Origin of the sequence: Lentzea nigeriaca (genome assembly GCF_016907955.1) — a bacterium.
GTDB classification, from domain to species: Bacteria; Actinomycetota; Actinomycetes; order Mycobacteriales; family Pseudonocardiaceae; genus Lentzea; species Lentzea nigeriaca.
The window spans coordinates 61,583-85,924 of sequence record NZ_JAFBCX010000013.1 but is presented as its reverse complement, the minus strand read 5'-3'; the positions used below and the strand labels follow the sequence as shown (position 1 = coordinate 85,924).

18 protein-coding genes are annotated in these 24,342 nt (G+C 69.3%); 11 read left to right on the top strand and 7 right to left on the bottom strand.

All coding sequences use genetic code 11. The annotated features are described in order from the left end of the window. The first annotated feature begins 202 nt into the window (after nucleotides 1-202). Together JOD27_RS33880 and JOD27_RS33875 are read left to right on the top strand one after the other, a co-directional pair. A complete protein-coding gene (locus tag JOD27_RS33880) occupies nucleotides 203-2,170 on the top strand; it encodes a hypothetical protein (RefSeq protein WP_204766397.1) in 1,968 nt (655 codons plus the stop codon). A gap of 115 nt (nucleotides 2,171-2,285) precedes the next feature. Further along, complete coding sequence (locus JOD27_RS33875) at nucleotides 2,286-4,163, top strand: phosphatase PAP2 family protein (RefSeq protein ID WP_204766396.1); 1,878 nt, start codon at nucleotides 2,286-2,288, stop codon at nucleotides 4,161-4,163. Here the strand turns inward: JOD27_RS33875 and JOD27_RS33870 are convergent. Beyond that, nucleotides 4,124-4,930 carry a C39 family peptidase gene (locus JOD27_RS33870; protein WP_204766395.1) on the bottom strand — a complete coding sequence of 269 codons (807 nt, stop codon included), beginning with the start codon at nucleotides 4,928-4,930 and terminating at the stop codon, nucleotides 4,124-4,126. The genes JOD27_RS33875 and JOD27_RS33870 overlap by 40 nt on opposite strands. 132 nt (nucleotides 4,931-5,062) lie before the next feature. Here JOD27_RS33870 and JOD27_RS33865 point away from each other — a divergent pair, with 132 nt between their 5' ends. From JOD27_RS33865 to JOD27_RS33840, 6 genes are read left to right on the top strand one after another with little or no spacing between them, the layout of a single operon-like run. Next, nucleotides 5,063-5,986, top strand: coding sequence for a carbohydrate ABC transporter permease (locus tag JOD27_RS33865; RefSeq protein WP_204766394.1), 924 nt, complete (start codon nucleotides 5,063-5,065; stop codon nucleotides 5,984-5,986). Further along, the gene (locus tag JOD27_RS33860) at nucleotides 5,976-6,818 is read left to right on the top strand and encodes a carbohydrate ABC transporter permease (protein WP_204766393.1); all 843 of its coding nucleotides are present in this window, start codon (nucleotides 5,976-5,978) and stop codon (nucleotides 6,816-6,818) included. The genes JOD27_RS33865 and JOD27_RS33860 overlap by 11 nt, the downstream gene beginning before the upstream one ends. Before the next feature lie 15 nt (nucleotides 6,819-6,833). Continuing rightward, nucleotides 6,834-8,141, top strand: coding sequence for an ABC transporter substrate-binding protein (locus JOD27_RS33855; RefSeq protein WP_204766392.1), 1,308 nt, complete (start codon nucleotides 6,834-6,836; stop codon nucleotides 8,139-8,141). Continuing rightward, a complete protein-coding gene (locus JOD27_RS46935; protein WP_204766391.1) occupies nucleotides 8,138-9,220 on the top strand; it encodes a Gfo/Idh/MocA family protein in 1,083 nt (360 codons plus the stop codon). Before JOD27_RS33855 ends, JOD27_RS46935 begins: the two co-directional genes overlap by 4 nt. Then, nucleotides 9,202-10,089: a DUF6807 domain-containing protein gene (locus JOD27_RS33845; RefSeq protein WP_204766390.1), complete on the top strand. Its 888-nt coding sequence runs from the start codon at nucleotides 9,202-9,204 to the stop codon at nucleotides 10,087-10,089. Before JOD27_RS46935 ends, JOD27_RS33845 begins: the two co-directional genes overlap by 19 nt. After that, the gene (locus JOD27_RS33840; RefSeq protein ID WP_307830483.1) at nucleotides 10,083-10,796 is read left to right on the top strand and encodes a cupin domain-containing protein; all 714 of its coding nucleotides are present in this window, start codon (nucleotides 10,083-10,085) and stop codon (nucleotides 10,794-10,796) included. Before JOD27_RS33845 ends, JOD27_RS33840 begins: the two co-directional genes overlap by 7 nt. A gap of 73 nt (nucleotides 10,797-10,869) precedes the next feature. On the opposite strand, the gene JOD27_RS33835 is transcribed toward JOD27_RS33840, so the two are convergent. From JOD27_RS33835 to JOD27_RS33810, 6 genes are all read right to left on the bottom strand, one after another. After that, nucleotides 10,870-11,193 (bottom strand): anti-sigma factor family protein, encoded by a 324-nt coding sequence (locus JOD27_RS33835; protein ID WP_204766389.1) that lies wholly within the window; start codon nucleotides 11,191-11,193, stop codon nucleotides 10,870-10,872. Next, nucleotides 11,190-11,699, bottom strand: coding sequence for a sigma-70 family RNA polymerase sigma factor (locus JOD27_RS33830; protein WP_204766488.1), 510 nt, complete (start codon nucleotides 11,697-11,699; stop codon nucleotides 11,190-11,192). The genes JOD27_RS33835 and JOD27_RS33830 overlap by 4 nt, the downstream gene beginning before the upstream one ends. 9 nt (nucleotides 11,700-11,708) lie before the next feature. Next, nucleotides 11,709-12,482: an enoyl-CoA hydratase/isomerase family protein gene (locus JOD27_RS33825; protein WP_204766388.1), complete on the bottom strand. Its 774-nt coding sequence runs from the start codon at nucleotides 12,480-12,482 to the stop codon at nucleotides 11,709-11,711. A gap of 10 nt (nucleotides 12,483-12,492) precedes the next feature. After that, entirely contained in the window at nucleotides 12,493-13,722 is a 1,230-nt protein-coding gene (locus tag JOD27_RS33820) for an FNR domain-containing protein (protein ID WP_204766387.1), read from the bottom strand. Further along, on the bottom strand, nucleotides 13,719-15,251 hold the full coding sequence (locus tag JOD27_RS33815; protein ID WP_204766386.1) for an amino acid adenylation domain-containing protein: 1,533 nt from the start codon (nucleotides 15,249-15,251) through the stop codon (nucleotides 13,719-13,721). The genes JOD27_RS33820 and JOD27_RS33815 overlap by 4 nt, the downstream gene beginning before the upstream one ends. A 550-nt stretch (nucleotides 15,252-15,801) precedes the next feature. Beyond that, nucleotides 15,802-19,464 (bottom strand): glycoside hydrolase family 2 TIM barrel-domain containing protein, encoded by a 3,663-nt coding sequence (locus JOD27_RS33810; RefSeq protein ID WP_239570149.1) that lies wholly within the window; start codon nucleotides 19,462-19,464, stop codon nucleotides 15,802-15,804. 242 nt (nucleotides 19,465-19,706) lie between these two features. On the opposite strand from JOD27_RS33810, the gene JOD27_RS33805 reads away from it, so the two are divergent. Genes JOD27_RS33805 through JOD27_RS33795 form a run of 3 tightly spaced genes read left to right on the top strand, consistent with a single transcriptional unit; the run spans nucleotide 19,707 to nucleotide 24,322 of the window. After that, nucleotides 19,707-20,045 (top strand): hypothetical protein, encoded by a 339-nt coding sequence (locus JOD27_RS33805; protein ID WP_204766384.1) that lies wholly within the window; start codon nucleotides 19,707-19,709, stop codon nucleotides 20,043-20,045. Nucleotides 20,046-20,070: 25 nt separating this feature from the next. Further along, nucleotides 20,071-21,483, top strand: a complete 1,413-nt coding sequence (locus JOD27_RS33800; protein ID WP_204766383.1) for a BNR repeat-containing protein — start codon at nucleotides 20,071-20,073, stop codon at nucleotides 21,481-21,483. A gap of 1 nt (nucleotide 21,484) precedes the next feature. Further along, nucleotides 21,485-24,322 (top strand): glycoside hydrolase, encoded by a 2,838-nt coding sequence (locus JOD27_RS33795; RefSeq protein WP_204766382.1) that lies wholly within the window; start codon nucleotides 21,485-21,487, stop codon nucleotides 24,320-24,322. The last annotated feature ends 20 nt before the right edge of the window (nucleotides 24,323-24,342 follow it).

The following is a 24,342-nucleotide window of genomic DNA, read 5'->3' as shown; positions in this document are numbered from 1 at the left end:
GAACAACTTCTGGAAACCTTGTTGCCCAAGGAATTTTCGAGGTCTGCGTCTTGACTCCGACCGGGTGAACAAGTTTACGTTTAAACCAACAAGGCGGGTCCCAGCCGCGACGCACACGACGACGAAGGGGAGGAGCAGCACTCCGGCCACGCACGCCCACCACCGCAGACGATCTTGGGCGAGCGCCCCGCGAGGAGTACCGATGACCGCCGCCGCGGTGTATCTGCCGAGCCAGCACGCGAGCGTGCACGACCTGCCGGACGACGACGAAGAGCTGCGGACCGTGCTCGCCAGAGCCGTGTCCGAGGTGCTCGCCCGGCAGCGTCCCGACGGCAACCTGGAGGACCCGGCCGCTGCCGATGACATCGGTGACATGGCGCTCGGCGTGGTCTCCTTGCTGTGCCTGGCCTGGCACCGGGGCGACCGGCGCGACCGCGAGCTGACCGACGCCGCCCGGCGCGGCCTGGACTTCGTGCTGGCCGAACGCATCTTCCGCACCGACAACCCCGGCGAGCCGTTCCTGCTGGTGCGCGACAGCGGGCTGCCGTACGCCCGCTACGTGCTCGAAACCGGTGACCACCCCTTCGGCGACTGGCCGAGCACCGTGTGGGCGTTGCTGCACGCGGTGAACGTGCTGGAGTTCGGCCGCGAGGTGATCACCGAGGCCCAGTGGACCGCGCTCGCGGAGGTGGCGACCGGGTTCTGGCGCTGGCTCGTCGAGGCGAGCATGTTCAACCCCCAGCAGACGGCGAACCAGGCGATCGGTGCCGTGGTGGCCGGTTTGACGCTGGGGCGCCTGTTGTCCGAAAAGTCCATCGTGGACGAAGCGATGTTCCTGTACCACAGTGAGGTCAGGGTCAAGCGCGTCGTCGACCGCGACCTGCGGCTGCCGGTCGAGCACGGCGCCGGGCACGACCAGAACTACCTGCCCATCTCGCTCACGTTCCTCGCGAGGGCCTACCAGGTGAGCGGCGAGCAGTGCTTCCTCGACGACGGCGACGAGATCGCCCGGCACCTCGAGACGCGGCTGTCGGCCCGCGGCTTCGACTACGGCGGGCCCCGCTACAGCGAGCAGCACTGCGGGTGTGAGGGCATGCTCGGCCTGCGGTTCTTCAGCGGTCGCATCCAGGCGGAGCTCGGCCGTTACCTCGGTGACCGGCGGGTGGCCTACTTCTGTGCGACGACACCGGGCGTGCCGAGTGGGCACTTCGCCTTCGCCACGGTGTGGTTCTTCCTCGACGGGAACCGGTGGTACCGCGCGCCGGCGCCGGATCCCGTGCACACCCGCTACTCGCTGCGGCACGGGCAGGTCTCGGTCTCGCTCACCGGGCAGCTCACCCCGTACTTGATCGATGCCGCAGGGACCGCGGTCATCGAGTCCGTCGTGGACCACCAGCACGGCATCGGACCGCTCGTGCAGTACGCCGACGGCAGGAGGATGCTGCTCACCCGGCCGCTCGGCCCTGTGCGCGTCCGCGCTGCCTACGAAGGCGGGCTGGGCGCCAAGCTGGTGACCAAGGCGGTGGTGACCTGGGACCAGGTCATGCTTTCGGTGCAACAGTTGTACGTCACCGACGGCGAACGCCTCTTCCTGGTCGCGGTGCTCGACCGCTCCGCGTTGCCGATCAACGCGGAGCTGTCGTTCCTCGCCGGTCTGCCCTACGCCGCGGCGGAGGGGGCGCGGCAGCGTCGCATCCGGACGGTGAGCGAGCCGGGCGGTGAACCGTTCGACCTCGGCGATGCCTGGCGTGCCCTCGGACCGGTGAGGACGCTGCTCGCGGGTGGGCTCGCGCTGAGCTCGGCCGCCGGGCTGCGCGTGGAGAACCCGCCGGACGGCCCCGCGTACTTCAACAACCCGCGCACCGCCGGCATGACGCAGGAGCAGCTGTCGTTCTGGCTCGGTGACGACCCGAGGGGCTACGGCAACCCGGACGCGGGCTGGCGTCGTGTGATCGCGACCAACCACGTGCTGGCCGCGCCGATCGCCGACTCGCCGCACGCACGGGCCGTTTTCGCGCTCTGCTACGGGCCGGAGCCGGTCACGCTGGAGGTGGCGGCCGAGGAGGTCGCGGACGGCGTGCGGGTGCGCACCCCGTTCTTCACGGCGGTGGTCGGCCATCCGGCGGGCGACGTCGGCGGCGAGCCGGTCCTGCGCATCGCCGCAGCGTGAACTGTTAACGCTCACACCTCCTGATGTTCGAGTACGGTCCGGTTCCGTTGCGTATTCTGCACGACATTCTCCGTGTCGCCACGCGTGTCCCTGAAGGACTGTTGGGAGCGTTAACATGACCACCGCCGAAGCATTCGACCGCAGGACACTGCTGCGCCGATCGGCGATGCTGTCCGCCGGCCTGCTGATCGGCCCGACCACGCTCGACCTGGCCCTCGAAGCGAACGCCGCAGAGCTGCCCACGGGAGCGGCGCCGTTCGTCGACTCCTACCGCACCAACGTGCCCGCCAACCAGACGCCGGAGACCAACGCGGCGGTCCGCATCCTGTCCGGGATGCAGGACCTCTGGCGCACCGGCAGCAGCTGGGACAACGGAGTCGTGCTCAACCGGGACGTGCTCATCGCCAACGTCCGCCACGTCGCGCGGATCACCAGGGCACGCACCGCCGACCAGGCCAAGCGAGCGTTCATCGTGGACCGTCAGCACCAGAGCTACGCCGCTATCGGAGGGCTCGGCCCGCTGGCCGAGTTGTACAAGACCGGGGCCAAGGCCGTCACCGGTATCATCGAGGCGCCGGACGGCACGCCACCGTCCACTGTGGATGAGAAGTTGCCGCCGGACGCTCCCGCGGGATCAGCGCTCGGCGCGGGCTCGCCGGACTCGGCGCTGGGGCAGGTCGTCACCCTGGTCAACACGGTTCGCGGGCCGTTCGCCTCCGGCAACCCGTCGAAGTCCGCCTACCAGTACCCGCGGCCGTGGCGGCTCAGCCCGGACAGCACGGTCAGTCCCACCGGAGCCACCGACGAGTTCGGCTATCCGGTGTACCGCACGGACGTCGTGGTCGCCCCGCAACTGCTGCGGCAGCGCAGCACGAAGCCGGCCGAGGACGGCGGCTACCCGAGCGGCCACACCAACGCGCTGCACCTGGCCTGCCTGGCGCTCGCCTATGCGGTCCCCGAACGGTTCCAGGAGCTCGTGACCAGGGCGTTCGACCTGTCCGACATGCGGATCACGGCGGGCATGCACTCGCCGGTCGACGTGATCGGCGGCCGGATCCTCGCGACCGCGCTCGCCGCCGCCACGCTGGCCGACCCGCAGAACGCCGCGCTCAAGGCAGCCGCCCGCACGCAGGCGAGCGAGTACTTCCGCCAGCACGTCGGCGCGGACCTCTTCGGGTACGCGCACTCGGCGGGCACGGCCACCGACCCGTACGCCGACCGCGAGGCCAACGCCCGGCTCGTGGCGCCGCTGCTCACCTACGACCTGCCGCAGACCGGAAAGCGCATTCCGATGACCGTGCCGAAGGGCGCGGAGGTGCTGCTGGAGACCCGGCAGCCGTATCTCACCGCGAACCAGCGGCGCGAGGTCCTGCGCACCACCGCGCTGCCGTCCGGGCACGCCCTGCTCGACGGCCCCGAGCACTGGGGCAGGTTGAACCTCTTCGCGGCTGCCGACGGATTCGGCGCGTTCGACTCGGACGTCCGCGTCGACATGGACGCCAACCGCGGCGGCTTCCACGCCGCCGACACCTGGCACAACGCGATCGGCGGTCGTGGCGGGCTGGTCAAGCGCGGCACCGGCACGCTCACCCTGGCCGGGGCCAACACCTACACCGGCGACACCCGCGTCGAGGGCGGCACGCTGGTTGTCGCGTCGCCGTCCGCACTCGGCAGGGGCGACGTCCACCTCCGCGCGGGAACGTTGCGGCTGACCGGCGACGTGCGCGTGCGGAGCTACCGGCAGGGCACGGGCACCACGCTGGCGGCGACCGTGCGGGGAGGCTGCCCCGCGCTGACCTCCGTGCGCCCGATCTCCCTCACCGGCGGCACGCTGGAGCTCACGCTGCGGAACGTGCCGGTCGGCGCGGTCGTGCCGGTGCTCGCGGCGCCCGCGTTGCTCGGCCGGTTCGCCCAGGTCACCGTGGCGGGCGGCGGACGCAAGGTGCAGGCGTGCTACCGGCCCAACGGGCTTTCGGTGCGGGTGCTCGGCTGAGCGTTCGTGGCTGGGCCCGGCCGCCCTGGGCCCAGCACGATCCCGCGTCCGGCGTAGAACCGCTCGAACTCCTCCCGGCTGACCGTCGCGAACGCCTGGTTGCCCGTGCGGTCACCGGACGGGTTGTGGAAGACCACCTCCGTGCCGGTGCATCCGATGACCAGCACGAGATGCCCGCCACGGTGCGGGGGAGTCGTGTCCGGCCGCCGGATGCCGGCGTGTACGGAGGCCAGCACCAGCCCGCCGGCCGAGATCTCCGCCGCCAGCGCGTCCGGCGGCAGGTCGGGGCAGCTGCGTGCGGACAGCCCGAACCGCTGCTCCACATAGGAAACGAACGGCGCGTAGATCAGCCCGCGCACGCCCGTCTCATGCCGCTCGTAGGCACCGTGGGACGACGCCTCCTCGGCCAGCTGGACCAGCGGCGGTTCCTCCAGGCCCCAGTACGCGAGTGCCATCTTCAGACAGGCCATCCCGCAGGCGCGCCAGCTCCAGAACTCGTACTCCTGTGCGGAGTCCGCCCCGGAACGAGCCCACAGCGGGTCGTCGGCCGCGGGCAGCGCACCGGCGAGGATGTCGGCGATGAGGTCTGGCGACTCCCATTGCGCCCGGTAGGGAACTGCTCGCACCTGACGGTCCTCCACTGCGACGGTTCTGGCGTTGCGCACGACGACGTGGATCATCATTCCGGCCACCGCCACGACGGGGCCGAGCAGGGCCGCCCGCGCGCCGTGAGCAGCAGGGTGATCCGGGTTCCGATCTGTCCTCAAAGGACTTCAGTCGAACGGGCAGGTCTCCGTTCGACAACTCCGTTCGACGCCGTTCGACGGCGTTGCTTGACGCTGGTGATGCCCGGATGCAGACTCCGGAAAGCGTTTTCCAGCCGATGGGGTCAGGAGCTCATGAGCGCGTTGGACGAACTGCGTCAGCTCCGCCGGGGCGGCGTTCAGGTGCGCAAGCGCGACAACAGAGCCGCCTTCTGGTTCCTCGCGCCCTGGTTCGCCGGGCTGATCTTCATCACCATCGGCCCCGTGCTCGCGTCCTTCGGCCTCGGGTTCACGAAGTACAACCTGATCCAGCCTCCGAAGTTCATCGGATTCGACAACTTCGCCCGCATCCTCAGCGACGAGCGGCTGCACAACGCGCTGGGCGTCACGTTCACCTACGTGCTCGTGTCGGTGCCGTTGCAGCTCGCCTGCGCGCTGGGCGTGGCGCTGCTGCTCGACCGCGGCCTGCGGGGGCTCGCGTTCTACCGCTCGGCGTTCTACCTGCCGTCGCTGCTCGGGTCGAGCGTGGCGATCGCGGTGCTGTGGACACAGGTCTTCGGCACCGACGGCCTGGTGAACCGCGTGCTGAGCTTCTTCGGCGTCGAGGGCAAGGGCTGGATCTCCGACCCGGACACCGCGCTGTCGACGCTCATCGTGCTGAACGTCTGGACGTTCGGGTCACCGATGATCATCTTCCTGGCGGGCCTGCGGCAGATCCCGGCCATGTACTACGAGGCCGCCGCGATCGACGGGGCGAGCAAATGGTCGCAGTTCTGGCGGATCACGCTGCCGCTGCTCTCGCCGATCGTGTTCTTCAACCTGGTGCTGCAGATCATCCACGCGTTCCAGTCGTTCACGCAGGCGTTCGTCGTCTCCAACGGCACGGGCGGGCCGTCCGACTCGACCATGTTCTACACGCTCTACCTGTACCAGCAGGGGTTCAGCCGGTTCGACATGGGCTACGCGTCGGCGCTGGCCTGGTTCCTGCTCCTGATCATCGCGGCGTTCACCGCGATCAACTTCTGGGCGGCGAAGTACTGGGTGTTCTATGACGACTGACCTCCGGCGGCGCCTGCTCGTGCCGGCCAAGCACCTCGGCCTGGTCCTGATCGGGATCGTGATGCTGTACCCGGTGCTGTGGATGATCGTGAGCTCGCTGCGGCCGGACGACGAGATCTTCCGCAGTCCCGGCCTGATCCTCGACGGCCTGAAGACCGAGAACTACGCGGAGGGCTGGAACGCGCTCACCCCGTCGTTCGGGACGTACCTGGTCAACTCGACGATCGTGGTGCTGGGCTGCATCATCGGCAACCTGGTGTCGTGCTCGATGGCGGCGTATGCGTTCGCCCGGCTGCACTTCACCGGCAAGCGGTGGTGGTTCGGCATCATGCTCGGCACGATCATGCTGCCGATCCACGTGATCATCGTGCCGCAGTACGTGCTGTTCTCCCAGATCGGCTGGGTGAACACGTTCCTGCCGCTGATCGTGCCGAAGCTCCTCGCCACCGACGCGTTCTTCGTGTTCCTGATGGTGCAGTTCATCCGCGGCCTGCCGCGCGAGCTGGACGAGGCGGCGCGCATCGACGGCTGCGGCCATCCACGGATCTTCCTGCGGATCATCCTGCCGCTGATGACGCCTGCGCTCGCCACCACGACGATCTTCACGTTCATCTGGACCTGGAACGACTTCTTCGGCCAGCTGATCTACCTCACCGACCCGGACATGTACACGGTCCCGGTCGCCCTGCGCACGTTCGTCGACTCGACGGTCGCCACCTCGTGGGGCTCGCAGTTCGCGATGAGCGTGGTGTCCCTCATCCCGATCTTCCTCGCCTTCCTCATCGGCCAGCGGTACCTCGTCAAGGGGATCGCCACGACCGGTGGCAAGTAGCCGAAAGGAACAGCCATGTTCAGAGGGGCACGGCGCCGCACAGCGTTGACCGTCCTGCTGTCCCTGACCGCGTCGCTGCTCGCGGCCTGCGGTTCCGGTTCCGATGCCGGGGGAGACCTGACCGCGGAACCGGTGACGCTGCGGTTCACCTGGTGGGGCGCGGACGACCGGCACAAGCGGACCCAGCAGGTCATCGAGATGTTCCAGAAGAAGCACCCGAACATCACCATCAAGGGTGAGTTCAAGGAGTGGAACGGCTACTGGGACAGCCTCGCCACCACGATGGCCGCCAACGACGCGCCGGACATCATGCAGATGGACGAGCTGTACATCGCCTCCTACGCGGAGCGCGGCGCGCTGCTGGACCTGAACGAGGCCAAGAAGCACCTCGACACCACGAACTTCGACCAGAAGGCGCTCGCGACCGGCGCGATCGACGGCAAGCAGTACGGGCTGCCGGTCGGCCTCGGCATGTACTCGATCATGGCCAACACCGACCTGCTCGCGAAGTACAACATCCCGCTGCCCGACGACACGAAGTGGTCGTGGGACGACCTGGAGGCCATCGGCGAGCAGGTGGCGAAGGCGGGCGGCGGTCAGGTGTTCGGCGTGCAGTCGCCGGGCATCAACGACACGGCCGGGCTGAGCATCCGGGCGCGGCAGCAGGGCAAGGCGCTGTTCGACAAGGACGGCAAGGTGGTGCTGCCGCCCGAGATCGCGACGCAGTACTGGACCTACATCGCCGACCTCGCCAAGGCCGGGATCGCGCCGCCGCCGTCGGTGACCGTCGAGAAGGCCTCCGCCGGCCTCAACCAGTCCGCGACCGCGACGAACACCGCGGTGTTCGGGTTCTGGTGGAACACGCAGCTCACCGCGCTGACCGTGGCCAGCGGCGCCAAGCTGAAGCTGCTGCGGCTGCCGGGTGAGTCGCAGGGCAAGCCGGGCGCGTACTACAAGCCGTCGATGTTCTGGTCGGTGTCGTCGCGGTCCAAGCACCCCGCGGAGGCGGCGGCGTTCGTGAGCTTCCTCGCCAACGACGAGGAAGCGGCCAAGATCCTGCTCACCGAACGCGGTGTGCCCGCGAACCTGAAGATCCGCGAGGCGATCGCCGGTCAGCTCAAGGAAACCGACAAGGCAGCCAAGGAGTACCTCGACACCGTGCCGGTCAGCGACCCGCCCAGGATCACCCCGAACGGCGCCAGCACCCTCGACGCGATCCAGAAGCGGCACACCGAGGACGTGCTGTTCGGCCGGGCCACTCCCGAGGCCGCGGCAGCGTCGTTCATCAAGGAAGTCCAGTCCGAAGTGGACGCGGCGAAGTGAGGCGCGCGGCCATCATCGGCACGGGGGCGATCGCCGTCTCCCACGCCGAGGCGCTGCGGGCGGCGGGCGATCGCATCGAGCTGGTCGCCGTGGTGGACGTGGACGACCGGCGCGCGGCAGCGTTCGCCCAGGAGTGGAACGTCCCGCGCGTCCACGCCAGGCTCGCGACGCTGCTCGACGTGGAGGAGCTGGACGTGGTGCACGTGTGCACCCCGCCGCGCTCCCACACGCCGTTGGCGCTCGAATGCCTCGCCGCCAACGTGAACGTGCTCGTGGAGAAGCCGCCCGCGCTGTCGTTGAGCGAGATCGACACGCTGATCGCGGCCGAACGCAGCTCGACCGGCCGGGTCGCCACGGTGTTCCAGCACCGCTTCGGCCCCGCAGCTCACCGGTTGCGGCGCCTGATCGCCGAGGGCGCGCTCGGCCGGTCGCTGGTGGCCAAGAGCGACACCCTCTGGTACCGCGACGGCGCCTACTTCGACGTGCCGTGGCGCGGGTCGTGGGAGAGCGAGGGCGGCGGCCCGACGATGGGCCACGGCATCCACCAGTTCGACCTGATGTTGTCCGTGCTGGGCCCGTGGCAGGAGATCCGCGCGGTCGCCGCCCGGCAGTCGCGTGCCGTGCAGACCGAGGACGTCTCGATGGCGCTGGTGACGTTCGCCGACGGCACGGTCGCGTCGGTGGTCAACTCGGTGTTGTCGCCGCGGGAGACCTCGCAGCTGAGGTTCGACTTCGAGCACGCCACGGTCGAGGTCGAGCACCTGTACGGCTACACCGACGCCCACTGGACCGTGACGCCCGCGCCTGGCCACGACGACGTCGCGACTCGGTGGCACGAGGAGCAGTCCACGGTCGTCAGCGGCCACGGGTGTCAGCTGGCGGCGTTCCTCGACGCGCTGGACAGTGGTGAGACGCCACCGGTGACGCTGGCGGACACGCGGAACACCATGGAGTTCATCGCGGCGCTCTACGCCTCGGCGTTCACCGGCACCGTGGTGAAGGCGGGCCAGATCGGCCCGGACAGCCCGTTCTACCCGACGATGGAAGGAATCGGTGCCCCATGGGCGAACGCCCGGTGATCAGTCGGCAGGACGACGAGGTGCTCGTCGTGTCGGTGGGCGACGTCGAGCTCTTCACCTACGTCCACCGGCCGGACACGCCGGCGTTCGAGGGGCCGAAGCCTTACCTGCACCCGGTGCGCACCTTGGCCGGTGACGTGGTGACGGCGTTCCGGCCGCACGACCACCGCTGGCACAAGGGCGTCCAGATGACCGCGACCGACGTGTCGGGCGAGAACTTCTGGGGTGGCAACACCTACGTGCGCGACCAGGGTTATGTCGCGCTGCCGAATGTCGGTTCCATGCGGCACGAGGAGTTCACGGTCGCTTCCGACGAGCTGCGGATCGACGAGCTGTTGTCCTGGTTCACCGAGGCGGGCCAGCACTGGGTCGACGAGCGGCGCTCGTTCACCGTGCGCGACGTCGAGGACGACTCGTGGACGCTGGAGTTCGCCACCACGCTGACGAACCTGCGCAAGGAGCCGCTGGTCTTCGGCAGCCCGACGACCAACGGCCGGGAGCTCGCGGGCTACACCGGGTTCTTCTGGCGCGGCCCGCGCTCGTTCACCGAGGGCACGGTCATCGCGGCCGACGGCGGCTCCGGTCAGGAGATGATGGGCAAGGCCGCCAGATGGCTCGCGTTCGTCGGCCGGCACGACGAGGTGGACCGGGTGTCGACGCTGCTGTTCGTCGACCACCCGGACAACAAGAACACGCACTGGTTCGTGCGCAGCACGCCGTTCGCCGCGGTCAACCCGTCGTTCGCGTTCTTCGACACCGTCGAGGTGGCGTCCGGTGAGTCGCTGACCCTGCGCTACCGGCTCGTCGTGGCGTCCGGCGAGTGGGACCGCGAGCGCCTGGAGTCCTATGTGGAGGCTCACCCGTGGTGACGCCGTTTCCCGGCGGGATCGGGATCTCCGGCCTGCGGGTGTACGACTGGCCGACGGTGGACGGCGTGTGCGGAGGCTCGCCGCACGTCCACCTCACCTGCGCGGAGTGCTACTACGTGATCGGCGGGCGGGGCAGCGTGCAGACGCTGACCCGCCGCGGGTTCGCCGAGACCCCGCTGCGCGAGGGCACCGTCGCGTGGTTCACGCCCGGCACGATCCACCGCCTGGTCAACGAGGGCGACCTGCGGATACTCGTCGTGATGCAGAACAGCGGCCTGCCGGAGGCCGGTGACGCGGTGTTCACGTTCCCGGCCGAGGTCCTCGCCGACGCGTCGCGCTACGCGGAGCACGCCCAGGCCGGCGACGAGGAGTCCACCCGGCGACGCCGTGACCTCGCCCTGGAGGGGTTCCTGGAGCTGAAGCGACAGGCTTCGGGCGGTGATCACGCCGCGCTGGACGACTTCTACCGCTCCGCCGTGCGGTTGAAGCAGGGCGTGCTCGACGACTGGGAGGAGCGGTGGCGGTCCGGTGCGCTGGCGTCGGCCGAACGCACCGGTGAGCACCTGGACCTCCTGCGGGGCGGCGACATCGGCCACCTCGCGGAGGCCGACATCCACGTGATGCGTGCGGAGGCGCCTCAGCGGTTCGGCATGTGCGGCCGCCTCGACGTGCACGACCCCGCCGAGGGGAAGTCGCCGCACGACTGAAAGGCCTGGCCCTTCTCAGGAGAGAGCCGGGGAAGGGCCCGAGCCAGCGGCTCGGGCCCCTTCTGCTGGGCGCTCACGGGCACAGCAGGAACGAGAGCACCGCGCCGACCACGGCGGCGACCAGCACGGCGATCGCGGAGTACACCAGGGTGCGCCGTTTGACCGTCCGCACCAGTCGCGGCAGGACGGTCGCCGGGACCTCCGGTGCGGGCGTGAGCGAGTCGACGGCCCACTCCGCGGGCATGCGGGCCAACAGCCCCGCCGTGCCCGCGAGCCCGCCTACCTCGTGTTCGCAGGGCGGGCACAGGGACAGATGGCGTTCGTAGGCCTTGTGATCGCCGGGGGACAGCGAGCCCAGCACGTAGGCCACGTCCCACTCGTGGAACGGGCATGTCACCGCCCGGTCACCCCGTTCTCCTCCAGTGCGAGCCGCAGCGCGCGCAGGCCGTAGTGCAGGCGGGACTTCACCGTTCCCGGTGGCACCTCCAGCGCTTCGGCCAGCTCCGCGATCGACTCGCCGCGGTAGTACGCCCGCACGATCACCACCCTGTGCTCGGGTTTGAGCTGGGACAGGGCGTCGGCGATGAGCCAGGCGTCCAGCGTCTTGTCGATGTGGTCGGAGCGCGGGCGATCGGGCGGGCGGGCCGAGCCGACCTCCCAGCGGGCGCGGGCGCTGCGGCACTCGTCGATGGCGTAGTTGCGGGCAACGGCGTAGAGCCACGCCTTGGAGGCAGCCTTGCCCTGGTCCAGGATGCCCGGGTTGCGCCACGCCCTCAGCAGCGCTTCCTGGACGACGTCCTCGGCCAGTTGTTCGTCGCCGGTGAGGCGGAGGGCGTATCGCCAGAGCGCTTCTGCATGGCCGTCGTGCAGCGCGCGGAGCAGGGTGCTGTGGTCGTCGTTGATGGCGCACTCCTAGGGCCGGAACTCGGGCGTGCGCTTGGCGAGGAACGCCGCCGTGCCCTCGCGCATGTCGTCGGTGGTGAAGGCCTGGCGGAACGCCTCGAGCTCCGCCCGCAGGCCCTCGGCGACGCCCAGGCCGTCCACGGCGTTGATCACCGACTTGCAGGCCGAGACCGCGGCGGGGGAGTTCGCGGCGATGTCGGTGAGCACGCGCCGGGCGGCGGCGAACATCTCCTCGCGGCTGTCGAACACCTCGTTGACGAGACCGAGGCGGTGCGCCTCGACGGCGTCGACGCGGCGTCCCGAGTAGATCAGTTCGCGCGCCTTGGCCACGCCGACCCGGCGGAACAGGCGGACGCAGCCGCCGAAGCCGGGGATGAGGCCCAGCAGCACCTCGGGCTGGCCGAAGACCGCTTTGCGGGTGGCGTAGATGAAGTCGCACGCCATGGCCATCTCGCAACCGCCACCGAGCGCATACCCGTCGACGCACGCGATCGCGGGGACCGGGAGCTGCTCGATGAGCCGGGTCACCTCCTGGCCCAGCGCGCCGAACTTCTCGCCCTCCTCCGGAGTCATCGCCGCCATCTCGCGGATGTCCGCACCGGCGATGAACGCCGGACCTTCCGAACCGGTGAGCAGGACCGCGCGAGGACCGGTGAGATCCCGGAAGAGGTCGCGGAGCTCGGTGAGTGTCTGCTCGGACAACGCGTTGCGCGCCGGCGGACGGTTCACCGTCACCGTGACGACGCCGTCGTGCTCGTCGAGCAGGAGTGTCTGACAGTCCACAGTGGTCTCCTCACGAGTCCCAGATGGCGCCGTAGGCGGGGATTCCCCTGGCCTCCAGCTCCTCGACGACGTGCCAGGTGGTGGGTTGGTTGGAGATGCAGATGACCGCTTCCGCGTCGAAGCGTTTGCAGGCGTCGTACGCCAGCGCGACCAGGTCGGGTTTGCCGCTGGTGCCGGTGTCCCAGACGACGGCGTCGGGCTGCACGCCGAGGATCTCGTCGACGAGCGCGTCGCCGTAGGTGCGGCGGGGGCTGCGGGTCGACCACACCAGCACCGACGGCGTGTCGCCGGCGAGCAGGTGGGGCAGGCACGGGCCGATACCGCTGCCGGTCGCGACCCACACGACCCTGGTGAACAGCTTGTCGATGTTGCCCACGCCGGCGGTCGGGATGCCCTTGACCCACACGTGGCTCGGCTGGTCCGCGATGAACTTCGCCGTCCAGTCGCCCGCGCGGGAGATCGTGAGCCGGAAACCGCTGCGGCCCGGCGCCGGCACGTTGGCGAAGGAATGCCACTCCAGCAACGGGTTGCGGCTCACCGTCGTCGACGAGCCCGCGAACGGCGTGACGCCGTGGTCGAACGACACCAGGGCGACGTGCGGTGACGGGCTGACGATGTGCACGGGAACCCGCCGCAGCCGCAGCCACGGCAACGCCACGCTGGCCACGACGAGGGCGAGGGGCCAGAGGAAGACGGGGTTCGACGTGGCCGCCAGCACACCGAACAGCACGAGCACCGTCCACCCGCCGAACCGGTGGGACCGTTCGAACAGGTCGTGGTGCTTGGCCCGTAGCCGGGGGAGTGCGAGCACGACCAACGTGCCGAGCAGCGCCATGATCGTCCACGTGAGCGCCAGGACGAACGGCGGTCCCGCGGTGGTGACGGCGAGAACGAGGAACCACGCGGTGGCGCAGATCGCGGCACCGACGTGGATTCCGCCGAAGTGGTAGACCTTGCCGAGCGTCCAGCGGATCTTCAGCGGCCAGTGCTTCGGCACGCTGGTGGCGAGCCGGAACAGCAGGTTGATCACGAGCTGCTGCCGGATGAGCGCGGCCAGCGTGAGGTTGGCGACGACCAGCGCGGTCACCCGGTCGGCATCACCGGCCCAGCCGGCGAAGCAGACGTTGACCAGCACGACGGCGGCCAGGAGCCGGTTGTGGTGGGTGAACGGACGACGGCGCAGGATCGTGCGCAGCGAGCGGTCGGCGGGCGGAAGGCTGATGGCGTGAACTGAGGTCATGCCACCGTTTCCTTCTGTCCGTCCAAACGCGACAGGAGCGCCCTGCGGTCCACCTTGCCGCGCTCGGTGGTCGGCAGCGTGTCGACCGGCACGATCAGCGTGGGCACGCAGTAGTAGGGCAGATGCTCCTCCACGGCCCTGCGCGCCTGCTCCGGCACGGCGCTGGCCGGGCTGATGAACCCGACGAGCGTCCCGTTGTGCAGCAGTGTCGTGGCCCGGCGGCAGTCGGCCGCCCGTTCCAGCGCCGACGTCACGGCGTCGAGCTCGACCCGAAACCCGCGCACCTTCACCTGGTCGTCGGTGCGGCCGTGGTGCTCCAGCTGGCCGTCGCGGGTCCACCGGCCGAGGTCGCGGGTGCGGAACATCAGGTGATCGCCCCCCAGGAACGGATCAGGCCGATACCGTTCCGCCGTCAGCGAAGGATCACCCAGATAGCCTGCCGTGACGCAGGCGCCGCCCGCCCACATCTCGCCGACCTCGCCGATGCGGCACGGCCTCAGGTTCTCGTCGAGCACGTACACGGTCGTGTTCGGCACGGGCTTGCCGATGGTCAGCGCGCCGCCGGGTTCGTAGCGCTGCACCGTGTTGACGATCGTGACCTCGGTGGGGCCGCACGAGTTGTGGAAGACGGCCTGGCGCGCCCACGTGTCGGCCAGCGCCTGCGGACACCGCTCGCCCGCGACGGCGACCGTGCGAACGCGACGGCACGTGCGGGGATCGAGCGACGCGAGCACGCTGGGCGTGGCGATCACCACGTCCACGGTGCTCGCCGTCTGCTCGATGTCGCTGCCCCGGATGACGAGCGTGCCGCCGTGGGCGAGCGTGCCGAGGATCTCCCACATCGCCATGTCGAACGCGATGTTGAGCAGCTGCGACACCCTGGTTCCCGGTGTGACGCCGAGACATCCCGGCGCGGTGAGCAGGACGTTGCACAGGTTGGCGTGCGTGACCTGGACGCCGTTCGGCCGTCCGGTGGTACCGGAGGTGAAGATGACGGCCGCGACGCGCGAGTCCTCGGTGAGGGTGCGGCGGAAGGCGGTCGCGTCGGGCACCTCGTCGATCGCGATGACCGTGCCGAGGCTGTCCGGCAACGAGGAACGGTGCTCGCCGGTGGTGAGCACGAAGTTGATCCGAGCCGTGCGAACGATGTGTCGCAACTGGACTTCCGGAGCTATGCGGACGTCCTGCGGCACGTAGGCGGCACCGGCTTTGAGGATGCCGAGGATGCCGACGACCATCGGGATCGACCGGGTGAGGAACAGCCCGACGCACTCGCCCGGCCGCACACCCGCGCGGGTCAGGAACTCGGCCAGCAGTTCCGCCCTGCGGTTCAGCTCGGCGTAGGTGACCGACTCGCCGAGGTGTTCCACGGCGGTCAGGTCCGGGTGTCGGGCGGCCTGTTTCTCGACCGCATGGTGGATGTGGTGGAACGGCGGGATCCGGGTCGGCCCTGCGCCGAACGACTGGAACAACGCGCGGTCCAGTGGCGACAGGTCGTGCAGGGCGGAATCGAGTAACTCGGCTTTCACTGCAGGAGGCCCTTTCTACAGCGTTGCGCGGTCACCCGTTCTGAACGAGACACACCCTCACATCGTTCACGTCGAATCGAACCGGCCGTCGAATCGACGATGTTGTCACGTCGCAGCAACTTTTTACTGCACAGTTAAAAGATGAGAATCGCAGCAAGCACTTTCGCGTTCGTTCTCCTGGCGAGCGTCACGACCCCTGCCCACGCGCGGCGTGGGAGGACGTGATCGGAACGGGTTCCTTCGGCAGCTGCGGCGCGTCGGAGTCGGCGTGGAACTGCCGCTGTCCCTGGGGATCCGATCACAACGGCACGGCGAGGATGTACGTGAGCTCCAGCGCCGTCCGCCCGCGGGACGCGGCCTGCGTTCTGGCTGGCCGCCCGAAAGCGACATCCTGGAGTTCAAGGGGGACAACAGGAACTGGTTCAAGCCGCTCGTCGGGCAGTCCGGAGCCGACGGCGGAGACGGTCTACCGCGCCCGCAACGTCTACATCGGACGGACGCGGTGTGAAAGAGAGGTGGCCCCGGCCGGGACCGGGGCCACCTCGTCCGGTCAGGCTCCCGCCGGTCGGCCCGACCAGGCCTCCTGCGAGGTCAGCGGCCGCAGGGTGATCGTGTACTCGTAGGTGCTGTCAGGCCGTACCTGGCTGCGCTGCCGCACCGGGTTCGGGGTGTCGCCGACACCGGTCACGGCGTGGTCGGCGTGCAGCGTGACGTAGCCCTTGTTGCGCTGCAACATGAACGGGTACGCGGCTCGCTCGATGTCGTCGTACTGCGTCACGCTGACCTCCCGCGCACCCGACACCAGCAGGCCGGACGTGCGGCCGTCGGTGAGCAGTGCCCACCTGGTGTCGGTGTGGTTGCCGTGGTCCTGCGGGCGGTGGTACTCGACGTACTGGTCGGCCACCGAGCTGGTGTGCACCCCGATGGGCGTGCCGTCCTTGCGGTCGACGTAGCTCTCCGCCTTCCGGCCGTACCAGGAGAACGTCGAGTAGCGGTCCGGCACGGACAGCTGGACGCCGATCCGCGGCAGGTACGGCAACGTGCGCATGCCGCCCTGCGGAGTCACGCGGTGCCCGAGCCGCAGCACACCGGACGAGTCGACCGTGTAGACCATCGTCTGGTCGAACCACGCCCCGCTCACACCGGGAGCGGCGACCTTGCTGTCCACGACGATCCGCGTGGCCTTGACGCCGTCCTTCTCCACCCGGACACCGGTGACCGCGGTCTCCATCCTGTCGAGGCCCGCCTTGCGCCAGTCCTCGCCCTCGGCACGGCCCCAGGTGTAGGTCTCGTTGCTGATCGGCGCCCGCCACGCGTCGAGCTTCGGCCCGCTCGTGAGCAGCTCCCGGCCCCACGACTTGATCGACGTCAGCGCACCGGTCTTCTTGTCGACCGTGTACGCCGCACCGGCCGCGGTCGCCGTGACCTTGTTCGCGTCCTCCTGGGTGAACACGAGGCCCCAGTCGAGCGGCGCCTTGTCCAGGCCGGGAATCCTGCTGCCGCCCAGCGAGAACTGGTCGTGCGCCAGAACGTGTCCGGACGTCACCGCCTCGACGGTGAGGAACCGCTCGCGGTCGGCGTCGTCGACCGGTACCGGCAGGGTGATCTGCGCGGTCGACGCGGCCGCCACCCGCAACGGCTGTTGGCCGCTCTTGACGGTCCGCGAGCCCTCGGTGACCCGCCAGCGCAGGGTGAGGTCGTCGGTGCCGGTGAACTGGCGTTCGTTGGTCACCGACAGCACGCCGCCGGAGTAGGCGTACCGGATCGGCTGGTGCGCCCAGGCCATCTGCAGGGTCTCGGGCTGCGGTGTGCGATCGGTGTTGATCAGACCGTCCACACCGGACAGCGTCGACCCGTACGCGAAGTGCGTGCCCTTCTCCTGGACGCGGTCGAAGTCGAGCGCGAGCACGGCTCCGCCGACCGGCGTCGCAGCGTTCAGCTCGGCCGCGGACAGGGCACGGTCGTAGATCCGTACGTCGTCGACGTCACCGGCGGAGAGCCGGGCGACCGTCGAGGGGTCGTTCCACGACATCTCGAAGTCGCGGCCGATGTTCACGTCCGCCGCCGAGTAGTCGATCGTGCCCGTGAACGGCAGGTTCCCGACCTCGGCACCGTCGATGTACAACCGCAGCGCGGACCCGTCGTAGGTGCCGCTGACCCGGTGCCACTTGCCGTAGAAGTCGGCCGGCACCTTCGCCTGCACCGCGCGCCACGTGCCGCTGTGGATGAAGAACTCGAGCGTGGTCTCGTTCTTCATCTTGAGCGTCCACTGGTGGTCGCCCTTCGCGATGATCGGGAACTGCCCGGTCCACCTGCCCGGCCTGACCCACGCGTCGAGCGTCAGCGCGGTACCGGTGATGTCGAGCTTGCGGTCGCGGTAGACCTCGACGAAGTCGTCGAGCCCGGACAACGACAACGCCTTGCCGCGGTGGCCGTCGACGAGCTTCGGCGCGCCGGACAGCAGCGCGGTGATGTTGTTGCCGGACGTGTCCGGCGTGATCAGGGTCTTCTGCCTGATGTTCTGCTCGGCCCAGTCCCAGATGAACCCGCCCTGGGTCTGCGGGTTGGCGCGGATGATCTCCCAGAACTCGCGGAAGTTGCCGAGGCTGTTGCCCATCGCGTGCGCGTACTCGCCGAAGATCAGCGGCTTGGTCGTGGTCTTCGCCTGCTCCGCGAACCGCTCCGGCGACGGGTAGCGCGGGCCCCACACGTCGGCGAACGGCGCGTCACCGTCGGGGTTGTTGGACTGGTGGTAGACCGGACGCGACGGGTCGGCGGCCTTGACCCACTTCGCCATGTCGTAGTGGTGCGCGCCGAGCCCTGCCTCGTTGCCGGTGTCCCACATGAAGACGCTCGGGTGGTTCTTGTCGCGCTCGACCATGGCGATCATGCGGTCCATGAACGCGTCGCGCCACTCCGGCTGGTTGGCCTGGCACCACCGCGAGCAGTTCTCGTGGTTGTGCGTCTCGATGTCGACCTCGTCGTCGATCCAGATGCCGTGCTCGTCGGCCAGGTCGTAGAGGTACGGGTCGCTCGGGTAGTGCGAGGTGCGGACGGCGTTGACGTTGAGCTGCTCCATCAGCGCGACGTCGCGTTCCTGTGCCTTCCTGGGCACGTGTCGGCCGTGGTCGGGGTCGGTCTCGGCGCGGTTGACGCCCTTGAACAGCACGCGCTTGCCGTTGACCAGCAACGTGCGGTCGCGGATCTCGATCTTGCGGAAACCGGTGGTGTCACTGGTGATGTGGGTGACCTTGCCATCCGGCGCGGTCAGCGTGAGCACGACGGTGTAGACGTTCGGCGTCTCGTCGGTCCACTTCGCGGGGTTGCGCACGGGCATCGTCAGACTTGCCGTACTGCTCTCGGTTTCCTGGCTCGCCGAAGCGACCTCCGCGCCCTTCGAGTCGCGCAGGCTGGCCGTGACGCGGTGTTTTCCGGTGGTGCCACCTGGCTTGTGGCCCAGCTCCACGTCCGCGGTGAGTGTCGCGTCGGTGTAGGTGGCGTCGAGGTCGGTCCTGAGCGTGACGTCCTGGATGAACGTCGCGGGCGTCGAGTACAGCGACACCGAGCGGAAGATGCCCGAGTACCGCCACTGGTCGTAGTCCTCGAGGTAGGAACCGGCGCTCCAGCGGTGCACCTGGACGGCGATCTTGTTGCGGCCCGGTCGCAGCGCGGGGGAGATGTCGAACTCGGCCGGGGTGTAGCCGCCCTGGTCGTAGCCGACGTACTTCCCGTTGACCCACACGAAGTAGCCCGACGTCACGCCCTCGAAGCGCAGGAACGTCTCGCGCTTCGTCCAGTCCGCGGGCACGTCGAACTCGCGGACGTACGCGCCGGTCGGGTTGATGTCACGGGGAACGCGGGGCGGGTCGTCCGGCTGGACCTCGGTGGCGATGTTGCGGAAGATCGGGTGGTCGAGGCCGTCGGTCTGCCAGGTGTGCGGCACGGTCACGGTGCGCCAGCCGGACGTGTCGTAGTCGTCGGCGTAGAACCGCGCCGGAACGTCGGCGGGCTTGTCCGCCATGGCGATGCGCCACTTGCCGTCGAGCGACTGCGTGAACGGAGTGCGTTCATCCCCGCGCACGGCGGATGCGACATCGGCCTGCGGGAGCAGCAACGCGTGGTGCGGCTCCTGGCCCTCGGCGATCTTTCGCGGATCTTCGAGGTAGGTGTGCACGTCGGGTGGGGGATCGACGGCGGCGGCGATCGGTGTCATCGAACCCGCCGCAACCAACATGACTGTCGCAAGAACAATCGCGCGCCGCACGCTGAACCTCCATGTTCAGACAGAAATGAACACAAGTGAACAGTTCGACGTCGAACGCGACAAGGGGCCGCGAGGTCCACTGCCTTCACAGAGCCAGGCCCTGTTATCGAACGAGGAGTCTCTTGCGTTCGATTTTGTTCGACATCACGCTGCCGATCAGCAGGCCCGTTCCACGATCAACTGGGGGATCCGTGAAGAAGACAGTTCTGAGTCTGGCCGCCGCCGCTCTGCTCGTGACGTTCACACCCGCCGCCGGCCACGCCGACCCGAGCAGCTGCACGGTGACGCCGGTACCGGGCTCGGCGTCCAACGGCGGCACGGCCACGTGTCCCGCGCACGCCGGCGACTTCTGGTTCCGCGTCGCGGTGGACTGCTACGACGCCTACCCGTCCGGCCTGCGCTTCATCGGCGTCGGCTACGGGCCGTGGACCTGGGCCGGTGGCGACACGAGCGCCACGTCCTCGGTGCCCTGCAACGGTTATGTGCCCGGCTCGGGTGTCGCCTTCAACGGCCGCCTGGAAGTTCGCTGATCCCTCGACGAAGAGGACGTGGAAGATGAAACGCAGAACGGCGCCGGTCGTGCTGGCGGCCGCGGTGCTGCTGGCGACGCCGGCGGTGCCCGGATCCGCGGCGCCCGCGGCGGCACCGGCGGTGAGCCTCGTCGGTGACACGCTGCTGGACCCCTCGGCGCTGTACTTCGTCTCCTACGACGGGGTGGTCAACAACAACTCGTTCCAGCAGGACGCGATCCTGACCTACCAGGGCCGTCAGTACGCCACCTGGTACACGGCGAGCCGCAACGCCGTGATCGCTCGGCGCACCGTGGGCAGCACCCGGTGGGAGTCCGTCGTGCTGCCGCACCAGCTGAGCGTCGACGACTCGCACAACGTGATCTCGATGGGGATTTCCCCGCAGGACAACACGATTCACGTCGCGATGGACACGCACAACACGCGCCTGTTCTACGTGCGGTCGACGCCGGGCCTCGCGATCGGCGCGGGGCAGTGGAACGCCGCCGCGTTCGGCGAGGTGCAGCGGACGCTCGGCGGTGTCGAGCTCGGGTCGATGACCTACCCGCAGTTCGTGGTGACGCCGGAGGGCAGGCTGCAGTTCAGCTACCGCACCGGCGGGTCCGGCAACGGTGTCAACGAGCTGGCCGAGTACTCCGGCGGTACGTGGCGCAAGCTCGGTGGATGGTCGTCGGCCACCGGGTCGTACACCGGCCCGAACGGCGTCGTCTCCACCACCCGCAACATGTACCTGCACGGCCTGACGTATGACCGAAGTGGACGGTTGCACGCGGCTTTCACCTGGCGTGAGGGCAATGCCGGGGTGCTGTGCAACCCCGGCGGGCTCACCAACCACGACACCGGCTACGTCTACAGCGACGACCGTGGCCGGACGTGGCGCAACGGCGCCGGGACCGTGGTCGGCACGACGGGTGGCACGCCGGTGAGCGTCACCTCGCCCGGCCTCGTGGTGGACCCGCTCGACCCGAACCACGGCCTGATGAACCAGGAGAGCCAGGCCGTGGACGCCGAGGGCCGCCCGCACGTGGTGATCAGCTACGTGCCCGGGCGGTTCACCCAGTGCGTGTCGAACTACGCGCAGCAGCGCGCCCAGTACGGCCGCACGTTCCACGTCTTCCGCGGCGCGGACGGCAGGTGGACCAAGATGGAGGTACCGGTCGCGCCGAACCACACGCAGCGCACGAAGATCGTGTTCGACCGCGGTGACAACGCCTACCTGGTGATGCCGCGCGGCAAGATCGTGGCGGCGAGCAAGGCCAGCGGCTGGACGGACTGGACGACGGTGTTCGATCGGCCGTCGCTGCAGGCGTTCGGCGAGGTCAACGTCGACACGTCCCGTGTGGCGTCGCAGGGGATCCTGTCGGTGCAGTACCAGCAGGCCTCCACCGGCACGACGCCGTCGCCGATCCGCGTCGCCGACTTCCGGCTGGGGGCCTGACGTGGCCAGACTCCTGCTGGCGTTCGTGCTCGTCGCCGCGGGCCTCGGCACCCCGGCGGCAGCGGCGGATCCGGTGCCCCAGAACGGGATCGTGGTCCGCGTCGACCCGTCCTACCAGCAGCCGGAGTTCGAGGGCTGGGGGACGAGCCTGGTCTGGATGGCCAACATCACCGGCGGTTATCCGGAGCCCATCCGCCGCAAGCTCGTGGACCTGCTGTTCGGCGACGACGGTCTGCGGCTCAACATCGCGCGCTACAACATCGGCGGTGGCAACGCGCCGGACGTCCGCAAGGACTACATGAAGGTCGGCGCGACGATGGACGGCTTCTGGAAGGCCCCGCCCGGCACGACGCGCGCGGACGTGGACTGGTGGCGGCCGGACAACCCCGATCACTGGGACTTCGCTGCGGACGCCAACCAGCGCTGGTGGGTCGACCAGATCAAGCGCAGGGTCACGAAGTGGGAGGCGTTCAGCAACTCACCACCCTGGTTCCAGACCGTCAGCGGTTACGTCTCGGGCGGGTTCGACGCGAACACCGACCAGATCCGCCGCGACCGCGTCGACGACTTCGCCACCTACCTGGCGCGCGTGACGCAGGAGCTGGAACGCGCGCACGGCATCAAGTTCGACACGCTCGCCCCGTTGAACGAGCCGAACACGAACTACTGGGGCACGCAGATCGGTCCCGACGGCCAGCCTACCGGCGGACGCCAGGAGGGCGCCCACGCCGGACCCGAGCTGCAGCAGGAGGTTCTGCTCGCGACCCGGCGTGCGCTCGACCGGCTGCGGTCGAAGGTGAAAGTGTCCGCAATGGACGAAACCAACCCCGGCACGTTCGTGCGCGACTGGAACGGCTACGGCCCGGCACGTGAGGTGATCGACCAGCTCAACGTGCACACGTACGGCACCGGTCAGCGCACCAGCGTGCGTGACATCGCCAAGGGCGCGAACGAGAAGCTCTGGATGAGCGAGGTCGAGGGCACCTGGGGCAACGGCACCACGGACTACACGAGCATGGAACCGGGTCTGGGCATCGCGACCAGGATGCTCGACGACATCCGCGAGCTCGAACCGTCGGCCTGGGTGTTCTGGCAGCCGGTCGAGGACTCGATCCCGCAGCAGGCGGCCGGCAAGAACTGGGGCAGCGTCCACATCCCGTTCAACTGCAGGCCCACCGACACCCTGGAGTCCTGCCCCATCAAGACGAACTCCAAGTTCAACACCATCCGCAACTTCACCCACTTCGTCAGGCCGGGCGACAGGTTCGTCAAGACCGACGACCCGTCGACCGCCGCCGCGGTGAAACGCTTCGGCCAGGGCGCGAACGTCGTGCACGTCAACAACGGCACGGCCGCCCGCGCGGTCACGCTCGACCTCTCCCGGTTCCGGACCGTGTCGGCCAACGCTCGGGTCACCCCGGTCGTGACCAGCGTGGACGGTGCCCTGGTGCGCGGCACTTCCGTGCGGGTCTCCGGCGGGTCGGCGACGCTGACCGTGCCCGGGAAGTCGGTCACGACGTTCGTCGTCGACGGGGTGTCCGGCGTGGCCCGCGACGCCGCGCTGGTGCAGCCCGGCCACGTGTACCGGCTGGCCCTGAGCGGGAAGTCGCTGCAGCCGTCCGACGACTGGACCCGTGCCGTCGCCCGCACGACCGATGCCACCGGCGGGAAGCAGCTGTGGTCGGTGCGCAAGCTCAGGCACGGCAACGGGAACCGCGAGCGCTACGAGATCGTCAACGCGGTGTCCGGCACCAGGCTCGCGGCCGTGGGCGACGCTGTCGTGCTGCAGTCGGCAGGGGACACCGCCGCGCAGTGGATCATGTCCACGACCGGTGACGGCAGCTGGACGTTCGTCAACGTCGCCACCGGTGCGTTGATCGACGCGAACGGTGAGACCGTGGCGGCGAAGCCTCCGACGTCGGGCGCGAGCCAGCGGTGGACCGTGACGGACGAAACCGTGCTGCGGACCCAGGACGCCGCCGCGTTCACCGTTCCGAAGCTGCGGCCCGTACTGCCGCCCACCGTGACGCCGGTCTATCGCGACGGCGCACGGGGCGCTCTGCCCGTGGTGTGGGAAGTCCCGTCCGACTCGCGGTGGAACCGGCCCGGCACCGTCCGGGTACGCGGGACGGCGACGGATGCGCTGGGGCACAAGCTGTCCGCGCTGGCCGTGGTCACCGTCGACACGATCGCGTCCACGGTTCCGGCTCGTGCCAAGACGTACGTCGGCGGGCAACCGGATCTTCCCGCCACCGTCACCGGGATCGGCACGCGAGGCGGGCAAGCCGAACTGCCCGTCACGTGGGAACCTGCCGTGTTCGACAAGGTCGGCACGGTGACGGTGAACGGACGCGCCCAGGTCGTCGACGGCAGCACCGTCGCCGCCACGGCGGTCGTGGAGGTCACCGAACCCGTCGAGGTGAACGCGGCACCGGACCCGGCGGTGGCGGTCGCCGCGACCTACACCGAGTCCGGCTATTCCGCGGAACGCCTGCGCAACGGTGTCACGGACGAGAAAGCGTGGTCGAACTGGAAGTCCGGCACCAAGAACCCGTCCGACACCATCACGTACACCTTCCCGAAGACACGTGATCTCACCCGAGTCGCCGTGCACTCCTACCGCGACGGCGAGGGCGGCATCGCCAAGAGCGCCAAGGTTCAGGTGCGCACGGCCGACGGCTCGTGGGTCGACGCGAGCGGCGAGGTCGAGGTCACCGGCGTGCGGACGGAGGTCCCACTGAACGTGTCGGCGACGGCGGTCCGCGTCGTCCTCACCGCACGCCCGGCCGGATACCTGACCCTCGGCGAGATCGAGGTGTTCGCCAAAGCACCTGCGTGAATTCGCGATCGAATCGAGTC

What these genes read in the sequence shown, in the direction of transcription:
- JOD27_RS33845 (WP_204766390.1), top strand. Translation starts at nt 9,202, where the DNA reads ATGGGCGAACGCCCGGTGATCAGTCGGCAGGACGACGAGGTGCTCGTC.
- JOD27_RS33880 (WP_204766397.1), top strand. Translation starts at nt 203, where the DNA reads ATGACCGCCGCCGCGGTGTATCTGCCGAGCCAGCACGCGAGCGTGCAC.
- JOD27_RS33855 (WP_204766392.1), top strand. Translation starts at nt 6,834, where the DNA reads ATGTTCAGAGGGGCACGGCGCCGCACAGCGTTGACCGTCCTGCTGTCC.
- JOD27_RS33875 (WP_204766396.1), top strand. Translation starts at nt 2,286, where the DNA reads ATGACCACCGCCGAAGCATTCGACCGCAGGACACTGCTGCGCCGATCG.
- JOD27_RS33800 (WP_204766383.1), top strand. Translation starts at nt 20,071, where the DNA reads ATGAAACGCAGAACGGCGCCGGTCGTGCTGGCGGCCGCGGTGCTGCTG.
- JOD27_RS33860 (WP_204766393.1), top strand. Translation starts at nt 5,976, where the DNA reads ATGACGACTGACCTCCGGCGGCGCCTGCTCGTGCCGGCCAAGCACCTC.
- JOD27_RS33810 (WP_239570149.1), bottom strand. Translation starts at nt 19,464, where the DNA reads ATGACACCGATCGCCGCCGCCGTCGATCCCCCACCCGACGTGCACACC.
- JOD27_RS33820 (WP_204766387.1), bottom strand. Translation starts at nt 13,722, where the DNA reads ATGACCTCAGTTCACGCCATCAGCCTTCCGCCCGCCGACCGCTCGCTG.
- JOD27_RS33865 (WP_204766394.1), top strand. Translation starts at nt 5,063, where the DNA reads ATGAGCGCGTTGGACGAACTGCGTCAGCTCCGCCGGGGCGGCGTTCAG.